This is a genomic window from Bradyrhizobium ferriligni, assembly GCF_056837965.1.
On sequence record NZ_JBXEJO010000078.1, the window covers coordinates 1 to 19,122 of the forward strand.

The 19,122-nt window shown below is 64.8% G+C and carries 16 protein-coding genes; 10 read left to right on the forward strand and 6 right to left on the reverse strand.

What is annotated here, in order from left to right; all coding sequences use genetic code 11:
* The 5 genes from AC1VNY_RS34525 to AC1VNY_RS34545 form a co-directional block, all read left to right on the forward strand.
* On the forward strand, positions 1 to 253 hold a 253-nt coding region (locus AC1VNY_RS34525), incomplete at its 5' end, for a hypothetical protein (RefSeq protein WP_482408537.1).
* A gap of 3 nt (positions 254 to 256) precedes the next feature.
* Positions 257 to 1,180: a division plane positioning ATPase MipZ gene (locus AC1VNY_RS34530; RefSeq protein WP_482408538.1), complete on the forward strand. Its 924-nt coding sequence runs from the start codon at positions 257 to 259 to the stop codon at positions 1,178 to 1,180.
* 406 nt (positions 1,181 to 1,586) lie between these two features.
* Positions 1,587 to 2,528, forward strand: coding sequence for an alpha/beta hydrolase (locus AC1VNY_RS34535; protein ID WP_050999547.1), 942 nt, complete (start codon positions 1,587 to 1,589; stop codon positions 2,526 to 2,528).
* A gap of 87 nt (positions 2,529 to 2,615) precedes the next feature.
* Positions 2,616 to 3,356, forward strand: a complete 741-nt coding sequence (locus AC1VNY_RS34540) for a vWA domain-containing protein (RefSeq protein ID WP_212056629.1) — start codon at positions 2,616 to 2,618, stop codon at positions 3,354 to 3,356.
* Between the two features lie 84 nt (positions 3,357 to 3,440).
* Entirely contained in the window at positions 3,441 to 4,160 is a 720-nt protein-coding gene (locus AC1VNY_RS34545; RefSeq protein ID WP_461193090.1) for a DnaJ domain-containing protein, read from the forward strand.
* Positions 4,161 to 4,399: 239 nt separating this feature from the next.
* On the opposite strand, the gene AC1VNY_RS34550 is transcribed toward AC1VNY_RS34545, so the two are convergent.
* Entirely contained in the window at positions 4,400 to 6,193 is a 1,794-nt protein-coding gene (locus AC1VNY_RS34550) for a serine hydrolase (RefSeq protein WP_482408539.1), read from the reverse strand.
* 423 nt (positions 6,194 to 6,616) lie between these two features.
* Between AC1VNY_RS34550 and AC1VNY_RS34555 the strand changes: the two genes are divergently transcribed.
* Positions 6,617 to 6,955: a phasin family protein gene (locus AC1VNY_RS34555; RefSeq protein WP_076858084.1), complete on the forward strand. Its 339-nt coding sequence runs from the start codon at positions 6,617 to 6,619 to the stop codon at positions 6,953 to 6,955.
* A gap of 72 nt (positions 6,956 to 7,027) precedes the next feature.
* On the opposite strand, the gene AC1VNY_RS34560 is transcribed toward AC1VNY_RS34555, so the two are convergent.
* Positions 7,028 to 8,908 (reverse strand): TadE/TadG family type IV pilus assembly protein, encoded by a 1,881-nt coding sequence (locus AC1VNY_RS34560; protein WP_482408540.1) that lies wholly within the window; start codon positions 8,906 to 8,908, stop codon positions 7,028 to 7,030.
* A 514-nt stretch (positions 8,909 to 9,422) separates the two neighbouring features.
* On the opposite strand from AC1VNY_RS34560, the gene clpS reads away from it, so the two are divergent.
* Positions 9,423 to 9,755: an ATP-dependent Clp protease adapter ClpS gene (gene clpS, locus AC1VNY_RS34565; protein ID WP_028343354.1), complete on the forward strand. Its 333-nt coding sequence runs from the start codon at positions 9,423 to 9,425 to the stop codon at positions 9,753 to 9,755.
* A gap of 260 nt (positions 9,756 to 10,015) precedes the next feature.
* Positions 10,016 to 12,421, forward strand: coding sequence for an ATP-dependent Clp protease ATP-binding subunit ClpA (clpA, locus tag AC1VNY_RS34570; RefSeq protein ID WP_028336408.1), 2,406 nt, complete (start codon positions 10,016 to 10,018; stop codon positions 12,419 to 12,421).
* Positions 12,422 to 12,518: 97 nt separating this feature from the next.
* On the opposite strand, the gene AC1VNY_RS34575 is transcribed toward clpA, so the two are convergent.
* The 3 genes from AC1VNY_RS34575 to AC1VNY_RS34585 form a co-directional block, all read right to left on the reverse strand.
* A complete protein-coding gene (locus AC1VNY_RS34575; RefSeq protein ID WP_482408541.1) occupies positions 12,519 to 13,940 on the reverse strand; it encodes an MFS transporter in 1,422 nt (473 codons plus the stop codon).
* Positions 13,941 to 14,064: 124 nt separating this feature from the next.
* Positions 14,065 to 14,418 carry a PilZ domain-containing protein gene (locus AC1VNY_RS34580; protein ID WP_482408542.1) on the reverse strand — a complete coding sequence of 118 codons (354 nt, stop codon included), beginning with the start codon at positions 14,416 to 14,418 and terminating at the stop codon, positions 14,065 to 14,067.
* 215 nt (positions 14,419 to 14,633) lie between these two features.
* Positions 14,634 to 15,590 (reverse strand): AraC-like ligand-binding domain-containing protein, encoded by a 957-nt coding sequence (locus tag AC1VNY_RS34585; RefSeq protein ID WP_482408543.1) that lies wholly within the window; start codon positions 15,588 to 15,590, stop codon positions 14,634 to 14,636.
* Between the two features lie 207 nt (positions 15,591 to 15,797).
* On the opposite strand from AC1VNY_RS34585, the gene AC1VNY_RS34590 reads away from it, so the two are divergent.
* Together AC1VNY_RS34590 and AC1VNY_RS34595 are read left to right on the forward strand one after the other, a co-directional pair.
* Positions 15,798 to 16,808, forward strand: coding sequence for a carbon-nitrogen hydrolase family protein (locus tag AC1VNY_RS34590; protein ID WP_076834510.1), 1,011 nt, complete (start codon positions 15,798 to 15,800; stop codon positions 16,806 to 16,808).
* Between the two features lie 30 nt (positions 16,809 to 16,838).
* On the forward strand, positions 16,839 to 17,891 hold the full coding sequence (locus AC1VNY_RS34595) for a phenylacetaldoxime dehydratase family protein (RefSeq protein ID WP_482408544.1): 1,053 nt from the start codon (positions 16,839 to 16,841) through the stop codon (positions 17,889 to 17,891).
* A gap of 242 nt (positions 17,892 to 18,133) precedes the next feature.
* Here AC1VNY_RS34595 and AC1VNY_RS34600 read toward each other — a convergent pair whose 3' ends face one another.
* On the reverse strand, positions 18,134 to 19,063 hold the full coding sequence (locus AC1VNY_RS34600) for a glycine reductase (RefSeq protein WP_482408545.1): 930 nt from the start codon (positions 19,061 to 19,063) through the stop codon (positions 18,134 to 18,136).
* Between the last annotated feature and the right edge of the window lie 59 nt (positions 19,064 to 19,122).

Consider the following 19,122-nt stretch of genomic DNA (forward strand, 5'->3'; position numbering starts at 1 on the left):
AATCTGGGTGGGACGGGCTGGCGTTCGGCAGGTCTCGCAGCTTACCAAGTCCGAACCGCTATCGGCAAACCGCCGCGACAAGCCTTACCCGATCTCGGACGCGCGTGGATCGCAGCTGCCGTGCCGCCGATCGACGCAGCAGTCTTGCTTGATCGACGCATCATTGAGCACGGCCGCAATTGATTTCCTGTCGCGCGATGCATTTCACTTGACCGCAGCGGCGCGCGCTTTGAAGATCATTGCCGGGATTTGAATCATGTTGGTGCAGGCTCGTCAGGGTCAATCCGGCTCCGCACATGTCATCGTGCTGGGCAACGAGAAGGGTGGATCGGGAAAGTCGACCACCGCCCTGCATATCGCCGTCGCGTTGCTGAAGGCCGGGCAGCGCGTCGCCAGCATCGATCTCGACTGCCGCCAGCAAAGCTTCACCCGCTACATCGGCAATCGCCAGGCCTGGGCGCGACGCACCGGGCTCGACCTCGAACTCCCCGCCCACCACTGCATCAAGTACGGCGAGACGATGCAGATCGAGGCGAACGAGAACGCGGAATTCCAGCAGTTCATGGCCGCGGTGAGCGCGGTGGAATGCGCCTATGATTTCATCGTCATCGATACCCCGGGCGCCGACAGCTACCTGATGCGGCTCGCGCATTCGATGGCCGACACGCTGGTGACGCCGATCAACGACAGCTTTCTCGATTTCGACGTGCTCGGCACCGTCGATCCCGCGACCTACGCGGTGACCGGCGAGAGCCATTATGCGGAGATGGTGCGCGACACCAGGCGCAAGCGCCGCCAGCTCGACGGTGCCTCGACCGACTGGATCGTGGTGCGCAACCGCCTGTCGATGCTCGGCTCGCGCAACAAGCAGCTGGTCGCCGACGGCTTGAAGCAGCTGTCGCTGCAGCTCGGGTTCCGTTCGGTCGACGGCTTTGCCGAGCGGGTGGTCTATCGCGAATTCTTCCCGCGCGGGCTGACGGCGCTCGACGACATCGACGAGGCGACGCTCGGCACCCGCCCGAGCCTCGGCCACGTCACCGCCCGCGAGGAGGTGATGAGCCTGCTCCGCCAGCTCAAGCTGCCGCTGGACGAGCGCGGCCGCCGCCGGGCCGCCAACCGGGCCGAATGGTTCAGCCAGGTCGACAAGCCGCTGGAAGTCGACGACATCATCGGCAGCTAGGCCGTCAGGCCTCCCCTCGGGCAGGTTCCAGGTCGGGCAGGTTCCAGGGCGGCGGCCGTACAGGAGGTGACGATCGTCACTTCCGGGACGATGTCGAAGCGCGGTAGTCTTGCGGGGTTTTCGGCCACTCCGTCGCCAAAATGCCGGAACAAAGCTGGCCAGATCCGGTTTTCCCAAGCCAGCCGTGTTCTCGCTCCCGCTCGGCTGGTCTTGAGGTATTATCGTGCCGCAGAGCCATGGCGCTAGAAGCGAATGCACAAAGGTTGTGTGCACCGCACAATGAACGTGCTGCGAAGTCCCAACTTTTAGACTTCCTGTCACAGCGCTGTGACATATATTCTCAAAAGGAGGCCGAAGAGTCTCCGGCCAAGAATAGCCCTGAAAAGGCGGGCACCTCGAGGACGTCATGAAGCGTGGAATTCTCGTTCTGCTTTCTCTCTCCGTGGTGATCACGGCGGCCTATTTCACCGCGAGCAAGTGGGCGATCCGTCACGAAACTCTCATGTTCAAGGACCCGACGCGCGATGAGCGGCCGGTCGCGGTCGATGTTGCCGTGCGCTTCGACAAGGAGATGCAGGCCGACGCTGGCATGATCACGCTGCCGGTTGCGATCCTCAATCATGGCAATACCGTCAAATTCACCGAATATTCCTTCCTCGCGAACGTGTTCGCCGCGCGCGGCTATCTGACCATCAGCATTCAGAACGACCTGCCGTCGGACGGACCGATGGTGACCAAGGTCGGCGAGCTCTATGTCGGCCGCCTGCCGCAGTACCAGCGCGGCATCACCAACATCAAGTTCGCGATCGAGGAGATGAAGAAGCGCCAGCCGAACGCGGACTACAGCAAGCTGACGATGGTCGGCCATTCCAATGGCGGCGACATCGCGATGTATTTCGCCAAGCAGTATCCGGACGAGATCAAGAAGGTGGTGACGCTGGACAATCTGCGCGTGCCGTTCATGACCGACGGCAAGTTCAAGATTCTTTCATTCCGGTCTCACGATTCGCAGTTCAAGCCGGATCCGGGTGTCGTTCCCGATGCCGACGAATGCGAGAAGGCCGGCATCACCGTGGTGAACACCAACTTCCAGCACAACGACATGCGTGACACCGGGCCCGAGAAGGCCAAAGACTCGATCCAGGCCATGCTCGATAAATTCCTGGCCGACACCGACAGCGCTGTCGCGCCGGTCGACACCAGGAACGCGCCGCCGAAGATTCTGGAGCCTGGTCCCGTCTCGCTCTACGTGCCGGTCGAGAAACCTCAGACCTTGACCGACAAGCTCAAGAAGTCGCTCTCGCTGACCAAGACCGAGACGAAGAAGGATCCGTCGGTTACGAATTGACCGGGCGGCCCGGGATCCAGGCTCCCGTCACGTTGACCAATCCGCTGCCGCGGCCCACATAGTGTTTGCTGTACGAGGCAAGCGCTGATGGCCGGCAAGACGATCAAACCGACATCCGGAAGCGATGTACGCCCGGCCCATGCGCCTGGCGTGCCGACATCCAGCGCGAACGACATCGCGGCATTCGTCGCCAAGGCGCGGGCGATGTCGCCGCATCGCGCCGGCGCCCGCGGCAGGCTGGTGTTCGCGCTCGACGCCACGATGAGCCGGCAGCCGACTTGGGACATGGCGTGCACGCTGCAGGCGGACATGTTCCGCGAGGCCGGCGCGCTCGGCAGTCTCGATATCCGCCTGGTCTATTATCGCGGTTTCAACGAGTGCCGTGCGTCGGGCTGGATCTCCGACAGCGCGCAGCTCGCGCGGCTGATGAGCAAGATCGATTGCCAGGGCGGCAATACCCAGATCGGCAAGGTGCTGTCCGAGACGCGTCGCGAAGCGGTCGAGGCAGGGGTGCGCGCGCTGGTGTTCGTCGGCGACGCGATGGAGGAGAGCGCCGACGATCTCTGCGCCAAAGCCGGCGAGCTCGGCCTGCTCAAGGTGCCGGTCTTCATGTTCCAGGAAGGCCACGACGCGACCGCCGAGCAGACGTTTCGCGAGGTCGCGCGGCTGACCGGCGGTGCATGGTGCAGGTTCGATCCCGGCGCGGCCGCCCAGCTCCGCGAATTGCTGCGTGCCGCCGCAGCCTATGCCGCCGGCGGCCGCGAGGCCCTGCTGCAACTGGCCAAGACCGCGAGCGGCGCGGCGAAGCTGATCGGTCAGATGAAATAGCGCCGCGTCGTGTCAGGCTCCGCCTGATGCCGGTGAGACGAAGCTTCGCATGCTTTTTGCCGCCGGGCCGCCTATATTCCGGACATGCCAACCCTGATCGCTGGCGTCGTCGCCGTTGTCGTCCTTTATTCCGCGCTGCAGATGTTTCGTGCGGCCAATCCCGCCGTGCTTGCGCGCGCGATCAAGATCGGTGGCGGGGTGCTCGCACTGGCGGTCGCGGCCTTTACCGGCGTGCGGGGCGAACTGGCGGTGGCAATTCCGCTCGGCATCTTCGGCGCCGGACTGCTCGGCTGGTCGCCGTTCGGAAGCACCGGATTTCCCAATTTCGGCGGCATGTTCGGCGGTTCGCGCAGCCAGGGACAAAGCTCGCGGGTGCGCTCGCAATATCTCGATATGACCCTCGATCACGGCAGCGGCGTGCTCAGGGGCCAGATCGTGGCCGGACCGCAGGCCGGCCGCATGCTCGACGAGTTCGACCTGTCGCAGCTATTGGCGATGGTCCCGAGCTTCGACGCCGAGAGCGTCGCGCTACTTGAAAGCTATCTGGACCGCCGTTTTCCCGCCTGGCGTCAGGACGCACAGGGCGACCGGGCACGGGGGCAGGGCCGTGCGGCGTCGGGTGGCAAAATGACGAACGAGGAGGCCTATCAGATCCTTGGCCTGCAGCCGGGAGCGTCGCGCGACGATATCGGCCGGGCTCACCGTACCCTGATGAAGAAACTCCATCCCGACCAGGGGGGCTCGACGTACCTCGCGGCCCGTGTGAACGAGGCCAAGGATACTTTGCTTCGCACGCATCTCTAACTCCGGCTACGCTACCAACGCCACAGCCGAGAGCTGCCTTCCGTTTCTGATTGATGCCCCGTCTGGCCCGCCGCTGTCCGGCGTGGCCGATCGTTGTTTCGGGAAAACTTAACCGTAAAATCTTGACGAGAAGTTTCATGGTCGCGCCGCGCGCGGCCGGCCGGCCGTTTTCGCGACGGCAAAAGCAAAACGGCCGGCGCTTGCGGCGCCGGCCGTTTGAAGTCAGCTGATACCGACGATCAGTTGCGAACGGTGATGCAGGAGATCTCGGCGCGCTTCAGCGTCTTGCAAGCCGCCTCGGCCTGATCGCGCTCGAGGCCGGCAAAGCGGGCGCGATAGAGCTTGCGATTATCCTTGGCGACCACCTCGGTGAACGGATCCGCCTTGCTGAGCAGGCCGCGGGCCGAGCTGCGCGCGAGGTCGATGCGCTTGTTGGCCTCGCCCTCGGACTCCAGCGCGCCAACCTGGATGATCCAGCCGGTGTGCGCGGCGCTCGGCTTAGCGGAGCTGGTCGGCGGAGCGGCCTGCAGGCTGCGGGTAGCGGGTTCGATCGACGCCACGGCCTGCGGCGCCGGGGCCGCGGGTGCATGGACGGCCGAGGCCGGCAGCACGCCGAGGATGCCGTTTCCGGTGCCGAAATTGGCCGGCTGCGGCGGCATTTCGGGCCTCGAGGTCTCGGCGGCCCGCGCCATCATCGCATTGGAGGTCTCGGGGACTTCGCCGCGCGCGGGGATCGTGTTGGTGACCGGAGGCGCGGACTGGGCCGGGCCGGCCGCGGCGAGCTTGATCTGGCCGGCCTTGACCTGCACCGTCTTCACCTTGACCGGCTTCATCGGTTCAGCCGAGCCGGGGATCGCGGCGATCGGCTGGGTCTGGATCACGCCTGAGGTCAGCGGCGCCGGCTCGGGCTTGGCCTGCGGCTCCGGCTTGGCCGGGAGCGGCGGCAGCGCGGCGGCGGCGGCTGCCATCAGCGAGGGCTTGCTGGCCGGGCGCGGAGCCTGGATCGCAGCAGCTGCAGCGGCGGGCTCCGACGCGGCGACGGGCGAGGTGTCCGGCGCGCGCGCGTTATCCGCGTCGGCGACCTCGACATTGGCGTCGGCCGGATTGCGTTCGGAGATCGCGGCGGCGGTGCGGGTGGTCGCGGCCTTCCCGACGTTCTCTGCGAGCAGGTTGCGCATGATGGCGTCACGCGAGCCGCCGCTGCGCCCGCCGAGCACCACGCCGACCAGGAAGCGATTGCCGCGGCGCATCGAGGTCACGAGGTTGAAGCCGGAGGCGCGGGTGTAGCCGGTCTTGATACCGTCAACGCCCTCGACGTTGCCGAGCAGATGGTTGTGGTTGCGGATCGATTGGCCGCGGAAGTTAAACACCGAGGTCGAGAAGTAGCGGTAATAGCGCGGGAAGCGATCCTGGATCGCGCGGCCGAGCGTCGATTGATCGCGCGCCGTCGTCACCTGCTCATCGTTGGGCAGGCCGGAGGCGTTGCGATAGACGGTCCGGCTCATGCCGAGCGCACGGGCCTTGCGGGTCATCATCCGGGCGAAATCGTCTTCGCTGCCGCCGATCGCCTCGGCGATCACGACCGCGGCGTCATTGGCCGAGCGGGTGACCAGGCCCTTGATGGCATCTTCGACCTTGATGGTCGAGCCGGGCCGCAGGCCGAGCTTGGTCGGGTCCTGTTCGGAGGCGTGCTCGGACACCGGCATCTCGGTGTCGAGTTTCATCTTCCCGGAATCGAGGCGCTCGAACAGCAGATAGAGCGTCATGATCTTGGTCAGCGAGGCGGGGTGGCGCAGACCGTCGGGACTGGTGGCGGTGAGCACCGAACCGGTGTTGCCGTCGACGATGATCGACGCGAATTGCGGGCTGTAGCTCTCGCGCGCTTCCTGGCTGTGATGGTGACGGGCGTAGTGGCGCCGGTGACGGCGCGCCTCGGCGCTATCACTCGTGATCAGGATCGCCGTCGTGACGGTAACGAGCCCAAGAACGCCAACTCGCAGCGCCCGCGAGGAGGCCAAGGTTGTTCGAAGCATCTACTTCCCCGTCCCAATTTCTATCTAGATCACTGGCTCGTGAGGCGAAATTGTGCCCGGCGGCCATCGATCCTTGCCTGCGCAACAAACCACTTCGGGCCGAACCATCGGCCCACGTGGCGGCTCAGGTCGCTCTTCTAGCTAAGGTGTTGTTCACAAACAGCTTTCGAGGCTGCCTGTCGGAAGGCGAACAAAGTCCGGGAATCAGGTTAGGCGGACCGAGTTTCCAAAAGATTAAGCAACCGTTGCGTAGTCCCCCGGGGTTTATCGCGAATGCCGGAGATTCGAAGCTGTGTGATTGTGCGATGCACAATATTCATTGACTCTATTGTGCGATGCGATATGGCTATCGGCGTCAGGGGGCCGGGAGCTTCCCGGCAATGGGAATTTGCGCCTTCAAGTCTGGGAAAAGGAATTCCATCCATGGTCAAGATCGAAGACATTCAGAACTACGGCAAAGAGCATTTCGAGTCGGTCACCGCGTCGGCCAACAACCTGCAGAGCGGCGTTCAGGCCATCGCCACCGCCTATGGCGACTATGCCAAGAAGTCCTTTGAGGACACCAAGTCGTTCGTCGAGAAGCTGTCGGGCGTGAAGTCGCTGGACAAGGCGCTTGAGGCGCAGACCGAGTACCTGCGCTCGTCCTACGAGACCTTCGTTGCGGAATCGCAGAAGATCGCCGGCCTGTACAGCGACTGCGCCAAGCAGACCTTCAAGCCCTATGAGGGCTTGGTCTCCAAGTTCACGCCGGCCGCTCAGTAAGCGTTGCCGACCAGGACAAACGAAAAGCCCGGCCGTTTGGCCGGGCTTTTTTGTCGTGCCTGAAGCGGGCAGCTATTTCGCCAGCCGCAGCTTGCTGAGGGCGGTTCCGATCGTGTTGAACGTCGTCAGGATCTGGGTCGAACTGGTCAGCATGAAGAATTTGTCGGGCGTGCTGGCGCAGTTCTTCAGGACGGTTGAGGTCGGATCGGCGGGCGAACTCGTGTTCACCTGGATCGTGTAGATCGTATACAACGGCGCTCCGTTGGAATCCTTCGCGTTCTGCAGGTTTTGGCACATCAATGTCTGCCTTGCGTCGATCGGATTGCCTGAGGCCTGCGAGCTGCCGTCGCCGTATTCGGGCCAGCGGTCCTCGGTATTCAGACCGTCGGACAAGAGGATAATGACCCGGTTGTAGGTCGTGTTGGTGTCCTCCGACGGCGTGTTCAGCGGACCGCCCACCAGCAGCGACTGCCACGCCCAGGCGAGCCCGACGGCCTGGTTGGTACCGCCGGTCGGCTGCATCGCGTTGACCGCCGTCTTGAGCGCGCTCCAGTTGTAGCTCAGCGGAATGATGGGCTCGAGCGACGTCGAGGCGCTGCTGTTGCAATAGAAGGTGCTGTTCTCATAGTACTCGTTGGCCGGGAACAGCGTGGTGACGTCGGACGACGCCGGCAGCACGCCGGTCGCATCGTTCGGCTGGGTGCGGTCCGTGATGCAGCCCGTCCAGTTGCCGATCGGATTGGTAGAGGCCTGCCGCCAGTCGTTCTTTACCGTCGGAGTCTGACTGGTCGAGGTCCACTGGTTGTTGGTCCACCCGACAACGGCGCTGACCCGGGGCTGGCTCGTATTGTCCACCGTGTCGTTGGGGCCCGGCTGCGTCCAGTCGTGGGTATACAGCTTGCCGGTGCACTGATAGACGCCGCTGGTCGTCTTGCAACTGCAGCCGGACACCGCGTTGCCCGAGGAGTCCGTCGGACATGCACAGGAGTTCGACCCGCTGCAGAACACGCCGGTGCCAGCCGCGGTGCTCACCCAGCAGCCATTGTAGCGCGTGTGCGAGTTCGCATCGACGCTGGGGCAAATGTAGCCGGAATAAGTCCCGCTCGAGGGGATGTAGTTCGTGTTGGACGTGCTGGTCGGGTTCTTCGTGCAGGTGAAGCCGCCATTGCTGTTGGTCCAGGGGCATCGCGCACCGGGTCCGACCGCGTGCCAGTTCATCGGCAGGCTCGCCTGCATGGTGCCGTTGGCGGGCTGTGTGGTTGGCGGGTTGAGCCAGTCGGTCCAGTCGATCCAGCTTTGGCCGACATTGCTGGTGCCGACATTGACGACCTTGGCGAACGGAATGACGGAGATGTAGACGTCACCATTGTTCTTGCTCAGCGCGCTGAGCTGGTCGATCAGTCCGCCGGTTCCGGCCACGGCGTTGCGCAGCGCAGTGATCTTGCCGTCCTGCGACATCGATCCCGTGTTGTCGAGGGCGAGGGCGACGCGCATCTTGACGTTGCCCCAGGTGGTGGTCGTCGAGCTCTTGAAACCCAGCGTCGGAAAACCGGCCAGTTGCATGAAATCGGATTTGATGTGGCCGGATCCGCCCAGCAGGATGTTGGCCGCCGCGCTCGAGGTCGGGGTGGTGTAGTTGGCCGTGACGGAAATGCCCTGGCCGTCCTTGTTGGTGTAAAGCGCGGTGAAGTAGGTCTGCGCCTTGCTCGGGATCTCCGCAGCCGTGATGTTGCCCATGGTCAGATCCTTGGACAGCATAAGCGCGGTCGAATCGAGCGCCGCTTGCATCGCGGAGCGGGCGTTGTTGGCGCGGGTATAGTCGATCGCGGCTCCCACGAAAGCGAGGAGCGGCAGCATTGCGAAGGTGAAGATCACCGCGACATTGCCGTTATTTGCCCTGGAAAACCGGCGAGCAACCGCGCAGATGCGATCGGAAATGGCTGAACGAAGCATGGCACTCTCGTCGAAATGAATTGCGGTGGCATCTCGACCGGCGCCGCTAAACAGATGGTGAATCGGGCGCGGGAAACCCGGCAGGGTGGCGTGGGGGAGGCTCAAAAGCCGGGCAAAAGCGCTGGCTATCCTCAATGACGTCTAAATTGGCCGCCCGACTCCTTTGTCAAATCAGGCAGAAATGATTAACCTTCCGAGGGTTGCCGCGCCGGGAATCGGACCGGTGGGCCGCGCCGGGTCCGCGCTTGCGGCAGGGCCTCGCGAGGCCCATATTCGGGAGGTCGATCCGGCCGCCGGATCGGACCGGGAGCGGCAATCTGGAAAGCATTGCTGGGGGTTCCGCGATCAGTCTTGCGGCAGTCGCGACCACCGTCCAATTGCCATCCGGTTTCCCGCCATCCGGTTTCCCTTGGGGAATTCGAACGCCTGAGCCATGTTGCGATCCACGTTGACAGTCCCGATTTCCGAGCCGGTTTCGTCGATGCCGGCGGTGGCCGCCGCGCCGGCGCCGAAAATGAACAATGATGACAACCGCAATGGGACGGGCAGCGGCCCGTCGACCTCGGTCATCACCAAGGTCAAGCCGAAGACCAAGCGCCCGAACCTGTACCGCGTTCTGATCCTGAACGACGACTACACGCCGATGGAGTTCGTCGTTCACGTGCTGGAACGATTCTTCAACAAGGACGCCGAGGCGGCGACCAAGATCATGCTGCACGTTCACCACCACGGGATCGGCGAGTGCGGCGTTTTTACCTACGAGATCGCCGAGACCAAAGTGACGCAAGTCATGGACTTCGCGCGCAAGCATCAGCACCCACTGCAATGCGTGATGGAAAAGAAATAGCTCGCTGGAACGACTGACCCGCCGCGGGGCGCGGAACGGGTCTTGCATCGCGGTTTTTGATGGTGGTGAACGGCGTTCCCGTACGATCACGGGGCGCCGCCGCGCGACGCCCCGATGCCCCGAATTTAGAAGAAAACCATCATCGCGGGACCGGTCTTTCGCCACGATCCGTCGTAACTATATCAAAGGCGATCACGAAGGTTGTTATTGCCTGACCCGGTAATGGCGATCATGATGGCAGGGGGCCATAGAGGACGCGAATGCCAACTTTTTCCCAAAGCCTTGAACAGTCGCTGCACCGTGCATTGGCGATCGCAAACGAGCGTCACCATCAATACGCGACGCTCGAACATCTGCTGCTGTCGCTGATCGATGACTCGGATGCGGCGGCTGTGATGCGGGCCTGCAGCGTCGATCTCGACAAGCTCAGGACGAGCCTCGTTAATTATCTCGAGACCGAATTCGAAAACCTGGTGACTGACGGCGCCGATGACGCGAAGCCGACCGCCGGGTTCCAGCGCGTGATCCAGCGCGCGGTGATTCACGTCCAGTCGTCCGGTCGCGAGGAAGTGACCGGCGCCAACGTCCTGATCGCGATCTTCGCCGAGCGCGAGAGCCATGCCGCGTACTTCCTGCAGGAGCAGGACATGACGCGCTACGACGCCGTCAACTACATCAGCCACGGCATCGCCAAGCGGCCCGGCGTGTCCGAGGCGCGGCCGGTGCGCGGCGTCGACGAGGAAACCGAGACCAAGGGCAACGAGGACGCCAAGAAGAAGGGCGAAGCGCTCGAGACCTATTGCGTCAACCTCAACAAGAAGGCGCGCGACGGCAAGATCGATCCGGTGATCGGCCGCAATGCCGAGATCAATCGTGCGATCCAGGTGCTGTGCCGCCGCCAGAAGAACAACCCGCTGTTCGTCGGCGAAGCCGGCGTCGGCAAGACCGCGATCGCCGAAGGCCTCGCCAAGCGCATTGTCGACAGCGACGTGCCGGAAGTGCTGGCGGCCGCGACCGTGTTCTCGCTCGACATGGGCACGCTGCTCGCGGGCACCCGCTATCGCGGCGATTTCGAGGAGCGGCTCAAGCAGGTCCTGAAGGAGCTGGAGGCGCATCCGAACGCCATCCTGTTCATCGACGAGATCCACACCGTGATCGGCGCCGGCGCCACCTCCGGCGGCGCGATGGATGCGTCCAATCTGCTGAAGCCCGCGCTGGCTTCGGGCACGATCCGCTGCATGGGCTCGACCACCTACAAGGAATACCGTCAGCACTTCGAGAAGGACCGCGCGCTGGTGCGGCGCTTCCAGAAGATCGACGTCAACGAGCCGACGGTGGAAGACGCGATCGCGATCCTCAAGGGCCTGAAGCCCTATTTCGAGGATTACCATCGGCTGAAATACACCAATGAGGCGATCGAGGCGGCGGTGCAGCTGTCGTCGCGCTACATCCACGACCGCAAGCTGCCCGACAAGGCGATCGACGTGATCGACGAGTCCGGCGCGGCGCAGATGCTGGTCGCCGAGAGCAAGCGCAAGAAGACGATCGGCATCAAGGAGATCGAGACCACGATCGCGACCATGGCGCGAATCCCGCCGAAGAGCGTGTCGAAGGACGATGCCGAGGTGCTGAAGCATCTCGAGCAGACCCTGAAGCGCACGGTGTTCGGCCAGGACAAGGCGATCGAGTCGCTGGCGGCGTCGATCAAGCTGGCGCGAGCCGGCCTGCGCGAGCCGGAGAAGCCGATCGGCAGCTATTTGTTCTCGGGTCCGACCGGCGTCGGCAAGACCGAGGTGGCCAAGCAACTCGCGGCGTCGCTCGGTGTCGAGCTGCTGCGCTTCGACATGTCCGAATACATGGAGCGGCACACCGTGTCGCGCCTGATCGGCGCGCCTCCCGGCTATGTCGGCTTCGACCAGGGCGGCCTGCTCACCGATGGCGTGGATCAGCATCCGCATTGCGTGGTGCTGCTCGACGAGATCGAGAAGGCGCACCCGGATCTCTACAACGTGCTGCTGCAGATCATGGATCATGGCCGGCTCACCGACCACAACGGCAAGCAGGTCAACTTCCGCAACGTGATCCTGATCATGACCACGAATGCCGGCGCGGCCGATCTTGCACGGCAGGCCTTCGGCTTCACCCGCTCGAAGCGGGAAGGCGACGATCACGAGGCGATCAATCGCCAGTTCGCGCCGGAGTTCCGCAATCGGCTGGATGCGATCGTCTCCTTCGCGCACCTCAATGCCGAGGTGATCGGCATGGTGGTCGAGAAGTTCGTGCTGCAACTCGAGGCGCAACTCGCCGACCGCGACGTCACGATCGAGCTGTCCGAGCCTGCCAAGGCCTGGCTGATCGAGCACGGCTATGACGAGCAGATGGGCGCACGTCCGATGGCGCGCATCATCCAGGAGCACATCAAGAAGCCGCTCGCGGATGAGGTGCTGTTCGGCCAGCTCAAGGGCGGCGGACACGTCCGCGTCATCCTGGTCAAGGACGAGGCGACCGCCAAGGACAAGATCGGCTTCGAATATGTCGAGGGCCCGGTCACGCCGAAGCCCGAGAACCTGCCGCCGCGCAAGCGCAAGCCGCCGAAGGGTGGTCCCAACGGCGGCGGAGGCGGCACCAAGGGGCCGGCCTCAAAGGGGCCGATGGTCAAGGTCTGAGGCGCGAGCGAACACCCAAACGAAAAGGCCGGCTGAACAGCCGGCCTTTTTGTTTGCCGCGGTGAAGGGCCCGATGCGATCCGCATTGTATGCGGCGTCACTCGCCCTTCAGGCGCTGGCCCTCATGGACCCGGACCCGCTCGGCGCCGCGGCTGCCGGCCGAGGACAGCCTTAGCGTGCTGAGCACGGCGCCCACGACGGCAAAGCCGACGCCGACCATCAGCGAGATCCGGGTGCCGTCAGCCGGATAGCGCGCCAGCAAGAGTGCCACCAGGGCGGCGCCGATGGTCTGTCCGAGCAGGCGCGCGGTCCCTAGCATGCCGCTGGCACCGCCCGAGCGCTCGCGCGGGGCGGCGGCGATCATGGTGCGGTTGTTCGGGGTCTGGAACAGGCCGAAGCCGGCGCCGGCGAGCGCCATGCGCCAGATCACGTCGATCGGCGTGGCGTTGACCGGCATCAAGGCCAGCGTGCCCAATCCGGTCGCGAACAGCAGCAGGCCGATGCCGCCGAGCAGGCCGGCCGGATAGCGTTCCACCAGCCAGCCCGCGAGCGGGGCGGCGAACGCGACCGCGATCGGCCACGGCGTGATCAACAGGCCGATCTGCACCGCCGAATATCCGAAATGGTTCTCGAGATAGAACGGCATTGCGACAAAGGCCAGCATCTGGCCGCAGAACGAGGCGATCGAGGTGCCGATCGAGAGCGCGAAGATCGGAATTCGTAGCAGGTCGACGGGCAGCAGCGGCGAGGGCAGGTGCTGCTGCCGCCGGTACAGCAAATGCGAGGCGACCGCGGCGACGGCGAACTCCAACGCGCAGAGATACAGCGCCCCGCCGTGGCCGGCGCTGTCGATCGCGCTGATGCCAAACCCGAACGCGATGGCGCTCATCGCTGCGCTCTGCCAGTCGAAGGCGTGAACCGCCGGCCTGGTGTGCGGCAGGAAGCGCCAACCCAGCGCCAGCGTGACGATGCCGAGCGGGACATTGATGGCAAACAGATACGGCCAGGTCCCGACCGCCAGGATGAACGAGGCGATGGTCGGGCCGACCGCGGCCGAGATCGCGACCACCAGCGCGTTGACGCCGATGCCGCGGCCGAGCTGCGAATGCGGGTAGATGAAGCGGACCAGCGCGGTGTTGACGCTGAGGATTCCGGCAGCGCCAAACCCCTGCAGGATGCGGGCGACCGTCAGCAGCGGCAGCGTATGCGACAGCGCGCAGAACAGCGAGGCCAGCGTGAACAGCAACAGCCCTGCCAGATAGACGCGGCGATAGCCGATGATTTCGCCGAGCGAGGCCAGCGGCAGCAGCGAGATCGTGATCGCCAATTGATAGCCGTTGACGATCCAGATCGAAAACGCGGGGCTGGCGTTCAGATCCCGGGCAATGGTCGGCAGCGCAACGTTGGCGATCGAGCCGTCGACGACAGCCATCACAAGGCCGAGCGCGATCGTGAGAATGGCCCAATTGCGCTGCGGCTGCGGCAGCCCGTCGGGATGCTCGATGATCGCGGACGACATGTCGTGGAGTGGCTCTCGGTTCCGGCGTTGCGGGGATTACCGCATGCTGGATTAGCCCAGCCTTTGCAACCCCGAATGCCGGATGCCGGCCGCGACGGAAACGATGGCTACCAGCGGAGCTGGCTCAGCCCTGGCCGAGCAAATCGTTGATGCGCCGCTGCAGCTGCCGCTTCTTAATTTCGCTGCGGCGGACCCGCTCGTCGAGATCGCTGACCGGTGTGTCCGAGGTCATGATCCGGAAGGCGAGGCCGACCTTGTTGGCCTGGCGCCAGATCAGGCGGGCCAGGAACGAGCGGCCCTTGCGTGCGACGCTGAGATTCATCTCTTCGGGCAGATGCACAGCATCGCCAAATTCAACGCAGGCACCGCCTTCGCTGATATTGCGGACGACGCAGTCCATCGTCGAGCCGCGTTCATTGATCTCCGCAACCGCACCATAAAACACCTTGTCGCGTACGCTCTGGCGCCGGTCCTGCATGGGAAATCCTCCAAATGAACGGCACGACTGTACCGGTCCGCCTCAGCGAAAAGAAGGGCACCGGGGGAACCCGTTGCAGTTAGTGTAAATTGTTTGCTCTGCGAGGGTGCGGATTCCCGGGTATTTTTTGCGCCGCAAAGACCCCCCGGGCTTTGGCTTCTTCCTTTGGCGCGTTTTCTTAAGGCGAACCGGTATCCACTTCGCTCGAAAATGCTTTAGTTCGGCAGCCGGCTTTGCCGCCAGTCGCGCGGCGACAGGCCGTAATGGTCGCGGAACACGCGGCCGAAATGCGAGAGATCGTTAAAGCCCCAGGCGAATGCGATCTCGCCGATGTGGCGATGCGCGTGCGCCGGCGAGGCGAGGTCGCGCTTGCAGCGCTCCAGCCGCTGCGCCAGCACGAAGCGCTGGAACGAGGTGTCCTCGTCGGCCAGCAGGCTGTTGACGTAGCGCGGCGAGATGCCGAGCGCGGCGGCAGTCTCGGTGAGACTGAGCTCGGGGTTCGGCAGATGCGCGAGCACATGCGCCTTCAGCCGATAGAGCAGCGCGGAGCGGTGGGTCGACGCGGGCAGCGCGGCGCCACCGAGCCGCTCGCTCATCGCCATCGCGAGCAGGTCGGCAGCCTGGTCGGCGAGGCGGATCGCGTTGTCAGGATCGAGCTTGTCGGCGATCTCGGAGAGCCCCGCGATGAACTGCCAGGCGAGCCGCTGCACGGGACGATCCGATGTGAACGTAGTCGCAGTTAAGCCCTGGGTGCCGGCGAAGCGCCGGTGCAGCATGGCGCGCGGCACCTGGAAGATGGTCTGCGTGAAGTCGGCGTTGAAGCGCAATTCATAGGGCCGGGTGGTGTCGTAGAATGCGAACTCGCCGGGCTGGATCACGGTCTCACGGCCGTCCTGCAGCACGGCGCCCGCGCCGCTCCGGCCGAGCGCGAACAGTACAAAATCCTCGCTGGCGCGTGCGATCCGCGACGGCGTCCGCAGCACACGCTGCCGGCTCGACGAGACAACGGAGCACTTCGCGGCGCCCAGCTGCGCGCTGGTGATGGCGCCGTGGAAGGCGCCGCCGAGATCGGACTTGCAATCGAGCTGCACGAAGACGTCGCAGACGATGTCCTGCCAGAGCGCAAGGCGCCGATGGGTGGGCGCGTCTTCCGTGGTGAACAGGGCCGGCATGATTTCCTCCCTTCACGAGTGCAAACGCTGGCCACGCAAACAAAGCAAGCTTCATACCGGGGGCGGCTCGGGAATCTCCTCCGCAGTCGAATTTTCCTTCCGTCCTGGTCGAACGGCGTGCCCGGTCCCGGTGCAGCATGATGTCAGAGGCCGCCATGGCCGATCAAGCACGAACCGGCCGGAAGCGTCGGCCGTGAGGAGGACATCATGGGCATCGAACATCCGAAATACCGCGTTGCGGTGGTGCAGGCCGCACCTGCCTGGCTCGACCTCGACGCCTCCATCGCCAAGTCCATCGCGCTGATCGAGGAGGCAGCCGCCAAAGGGGCGAAGCTGATCGCGTTTCCCGAGGCCTTCATCCCCGGCTATCCCTGGTACATCTGGCTGGACTCGCCGGCCTGGGCGATCGGGCGCGGCTTCGTGCAGCGCTATTTCGACAACTCGCTCAGCTACGACAGCCCGCAGGCCGAGAAGCTGCGGCTCGCGGTGAAGAAGGCCGGCATGACCGCGGTGCTCGGCCTGTCCGAGCGCGACGGCGGCAGCCTCTATCTCGCGCAATGGTTGATCGGGCCCGACGGCGAGACCATCGCCAAGCGGCGCAAGCTGCGGCCGACCCATGCCGAGCGCACCGTCTATGGCGAGGGCGACGGCAGCGATCTTGCGGTGCATGACCGCCCCGGCATCGGCCGGCTCGGCGCGCTGTGCTGCTGGGAGCACCTGCAGCCGCTGTCGAAATACGCGATGTATGCGCAAAACGAGCAGGTCCATGTTGCGGCCTGGCCGAGCTTCTCGCTGTACGATCCGTTCGCGCCGGCGCTCGGCTGGGAGGTCAACAACGCGGCCTCGCGGGTCTATGCGGTCGAGGGCTCGTGCTTCGTCCTGGCGCCCTGCGCCACGGTCTCGCAGGCGATGGTCGACGAGATGTGCGACCGCGACGACAAGCACGCGCTGCTGCATGTCGGCGGCGGCCACGCCGCGATCTACGGGCCGGACGGCAGCTCGATCGCCGAGAAGCTGCCGCCCGAGCAGGAGGGGCTGCTGCTCGCCGACATCGATCTCGGTGCGATCGGGATCGCCAAGAACGCCGCCGATCCGGCCGGGCACTATTCGCGCCCCGATGTCACGCGTCTGCTGCTGAACAAGAAGCCCTCGAAGCGCGTCGAGCATTTCGCGCTGCCGCTCGACAGCCTTGAGGAGATCGACGCGGCTGCGAGCTGAACGCACGACATCCAACCGGAGGCGACTGCCATGGAATCCGCGATTCCCTCTCACCTGAAGACAGAGCGGACCCGTCATCGTCGCGTGCCCGACGACTATGCGCCGCCTTATCCGTCCTTCGTCGCACGCCACAAGCCCGCGGTCGCACGCGTGATCATGGCCTATTTCGGCGTGCAGTTTCGCGGCGAACTGACTGCCGCGGCGAACGAGGCCCTCGCATCGATCGCAAAACGCTTTGCCGGCGAGAACGGCCCGACGCATTGGGATCGTGCGCAATATGTCGACCAGGCCGGCTTCACCAACGTCGTCTCGGTCGCCTATTGGGACGACGCCGGGCGTTTCGACGCCTGGTTCGACGGCGCGCGCGAGGCCTGGACCGGCAGCGGCGCCACGGAGGGCGTCGGCCGCTTCATCGAGGTGCTGCGGCCGCATGTTGCGCGCTACGAGACGCTGTTCTCGTCGCTCGGCCGTCCGGAGGGCGTCGCTGTGCTTGCCGACGGCATGAGCGGAGAGGTGCAGGAGCACGCCTATTGGGGCGGCATGCGCGACCGTATCCCGCTGTCGCAGACCGACGCGATGACGCCAGGCGGCGAGCCGCGCGCGATCCGCGACGGCGCACGCATCCGCGTGATTGCGCATGACAATCTCTGCCTGATCCGCTCTGGCCAGGACTGGAGCGACACCGAAACATCGGAGCGCAAGATGTATCTCGACGATGTCGAGCCGGTGCTGCGCGAGGGCATGGATTTCCTGCGCGACGATGGCGTGCCGATCGGCTGCTACGCCAACCGCTACATGCGCGTCGTCGATGCCGAGGGCAGGCCGACCGAAAAGTCCTACGGCCAGAGCTGGTGGAAGAGCCTTGCGGCGCTGGAGCGCTGGGCGGAGTCGCACCCGACCCATGTCCGGATTTTTGGCGCGGCGATGAAGTATCTCTCGACCTTGGGGCCGAACGCCAAGCTCAGGCTGTATCACGAGGTCACCGTCGCCGCCGCCGACGAGCAGTTCTTCGAATATCTCGGCTGCCACGAACGGACCGGTATGCTCACCGCCGTACGGGTCGCGGCAGACCCGCCGAGTTGAGTTAGCCCTAAGAGGCGGCCGTGAGAGGTAGCTTCATCATGACCGGGCTTGTCCGCGCCCATGGCTGACAAGAAGCGAGAGCAAGCATTTCGCCTCCACTTGTCGTCCCCCGGCTTGACCGGGGGACCCAGTACGCCGCGGCTTCTCCGTGACTGGCTGGTGTCTCTGGAATACTGGATCGCCCGGTCAAGCCGGGCGATGACACCGTGAATTGGCCAAGCGATCGTGTCTAACGGCGAGCCTTACGCGACGCGCAGCCCCTTGGCGACTTCCTTCTGTGCGTCGAACTCGCGGCGCAGGCGGGCCAGCTCCTCGGTGCTGAGCGCATCGGCGTTGCTGTAGTCGCGCTTCCAGGCAGCGTCCGCGCTCCAGCGCAGCGGCGACTGCACCGTGGTCTGCGGGCCGGGCGCGGACTCCAGCACGCGCAGCGCCAGCTCCAGCGTGAACGCCTGCGAGGCGACGTCCTGCGGCTTGCCGGCGGAATTGCCGAGCGGGAAGTCGGAGAACAGGAAGCGCGGCACCGCGGCGTGCTCGACGATATCCTTGGCGCAGCCCATCACGACCGTGGAGATGCCGTTGGCCTCGAGGTGCCGCGCCACCAGGCTGACGGTCTGGTGGCAGACCGGGCAGTTCGGCACCAGCACCGCGGCGTCGACATTGTCGTCACGGCAACGCTTGAGGATTTCGGGCGCGTCGGTCTTGATGGTGACGCGGTGGCTGCGGTTGGTCGGGGCGCCGAAGAAGCGCGGGGCGACTTCGCCGATCGTGCCGGCCGCGGCGAGGCGCTTGAGCTGTGCCAGCGGGAACCAGGTGCCGCTGTCGGTCGCCGTGGTGTGGGTGCGGTCATAGGCGATGTGCGAAATCCGCAGATCGTGCTGCTCTGACGTGCCGCCGTCATAGACCGCATAGAACTTGGCCCCGCCATTGTATTTTGCGCCGGGACCCTGGTCGCCCCTGGCGGGATCGAACGGCGCCGCGGTCGTGATGATGGCGACGCGGGACTGGTTCAGCGGCTTCTTCAGGGGCTGGAACGGGGCGAAGGTGTAATGCGCCCAGCGATAGGGGGTGGTGTACCCGATCGCCGCATAATAATCGCGGGTCCGCTTCATGTAGCCGATCGGGGCGTCGTCGTCGGGGGCAAAACCGAGTTGATCGTCGGATGCTGCGGCCATTTTGCGCTCCCTTTTGCGCGCCATCATTTCAGTCCATAGCTAGACCACGAGCTTGCGGT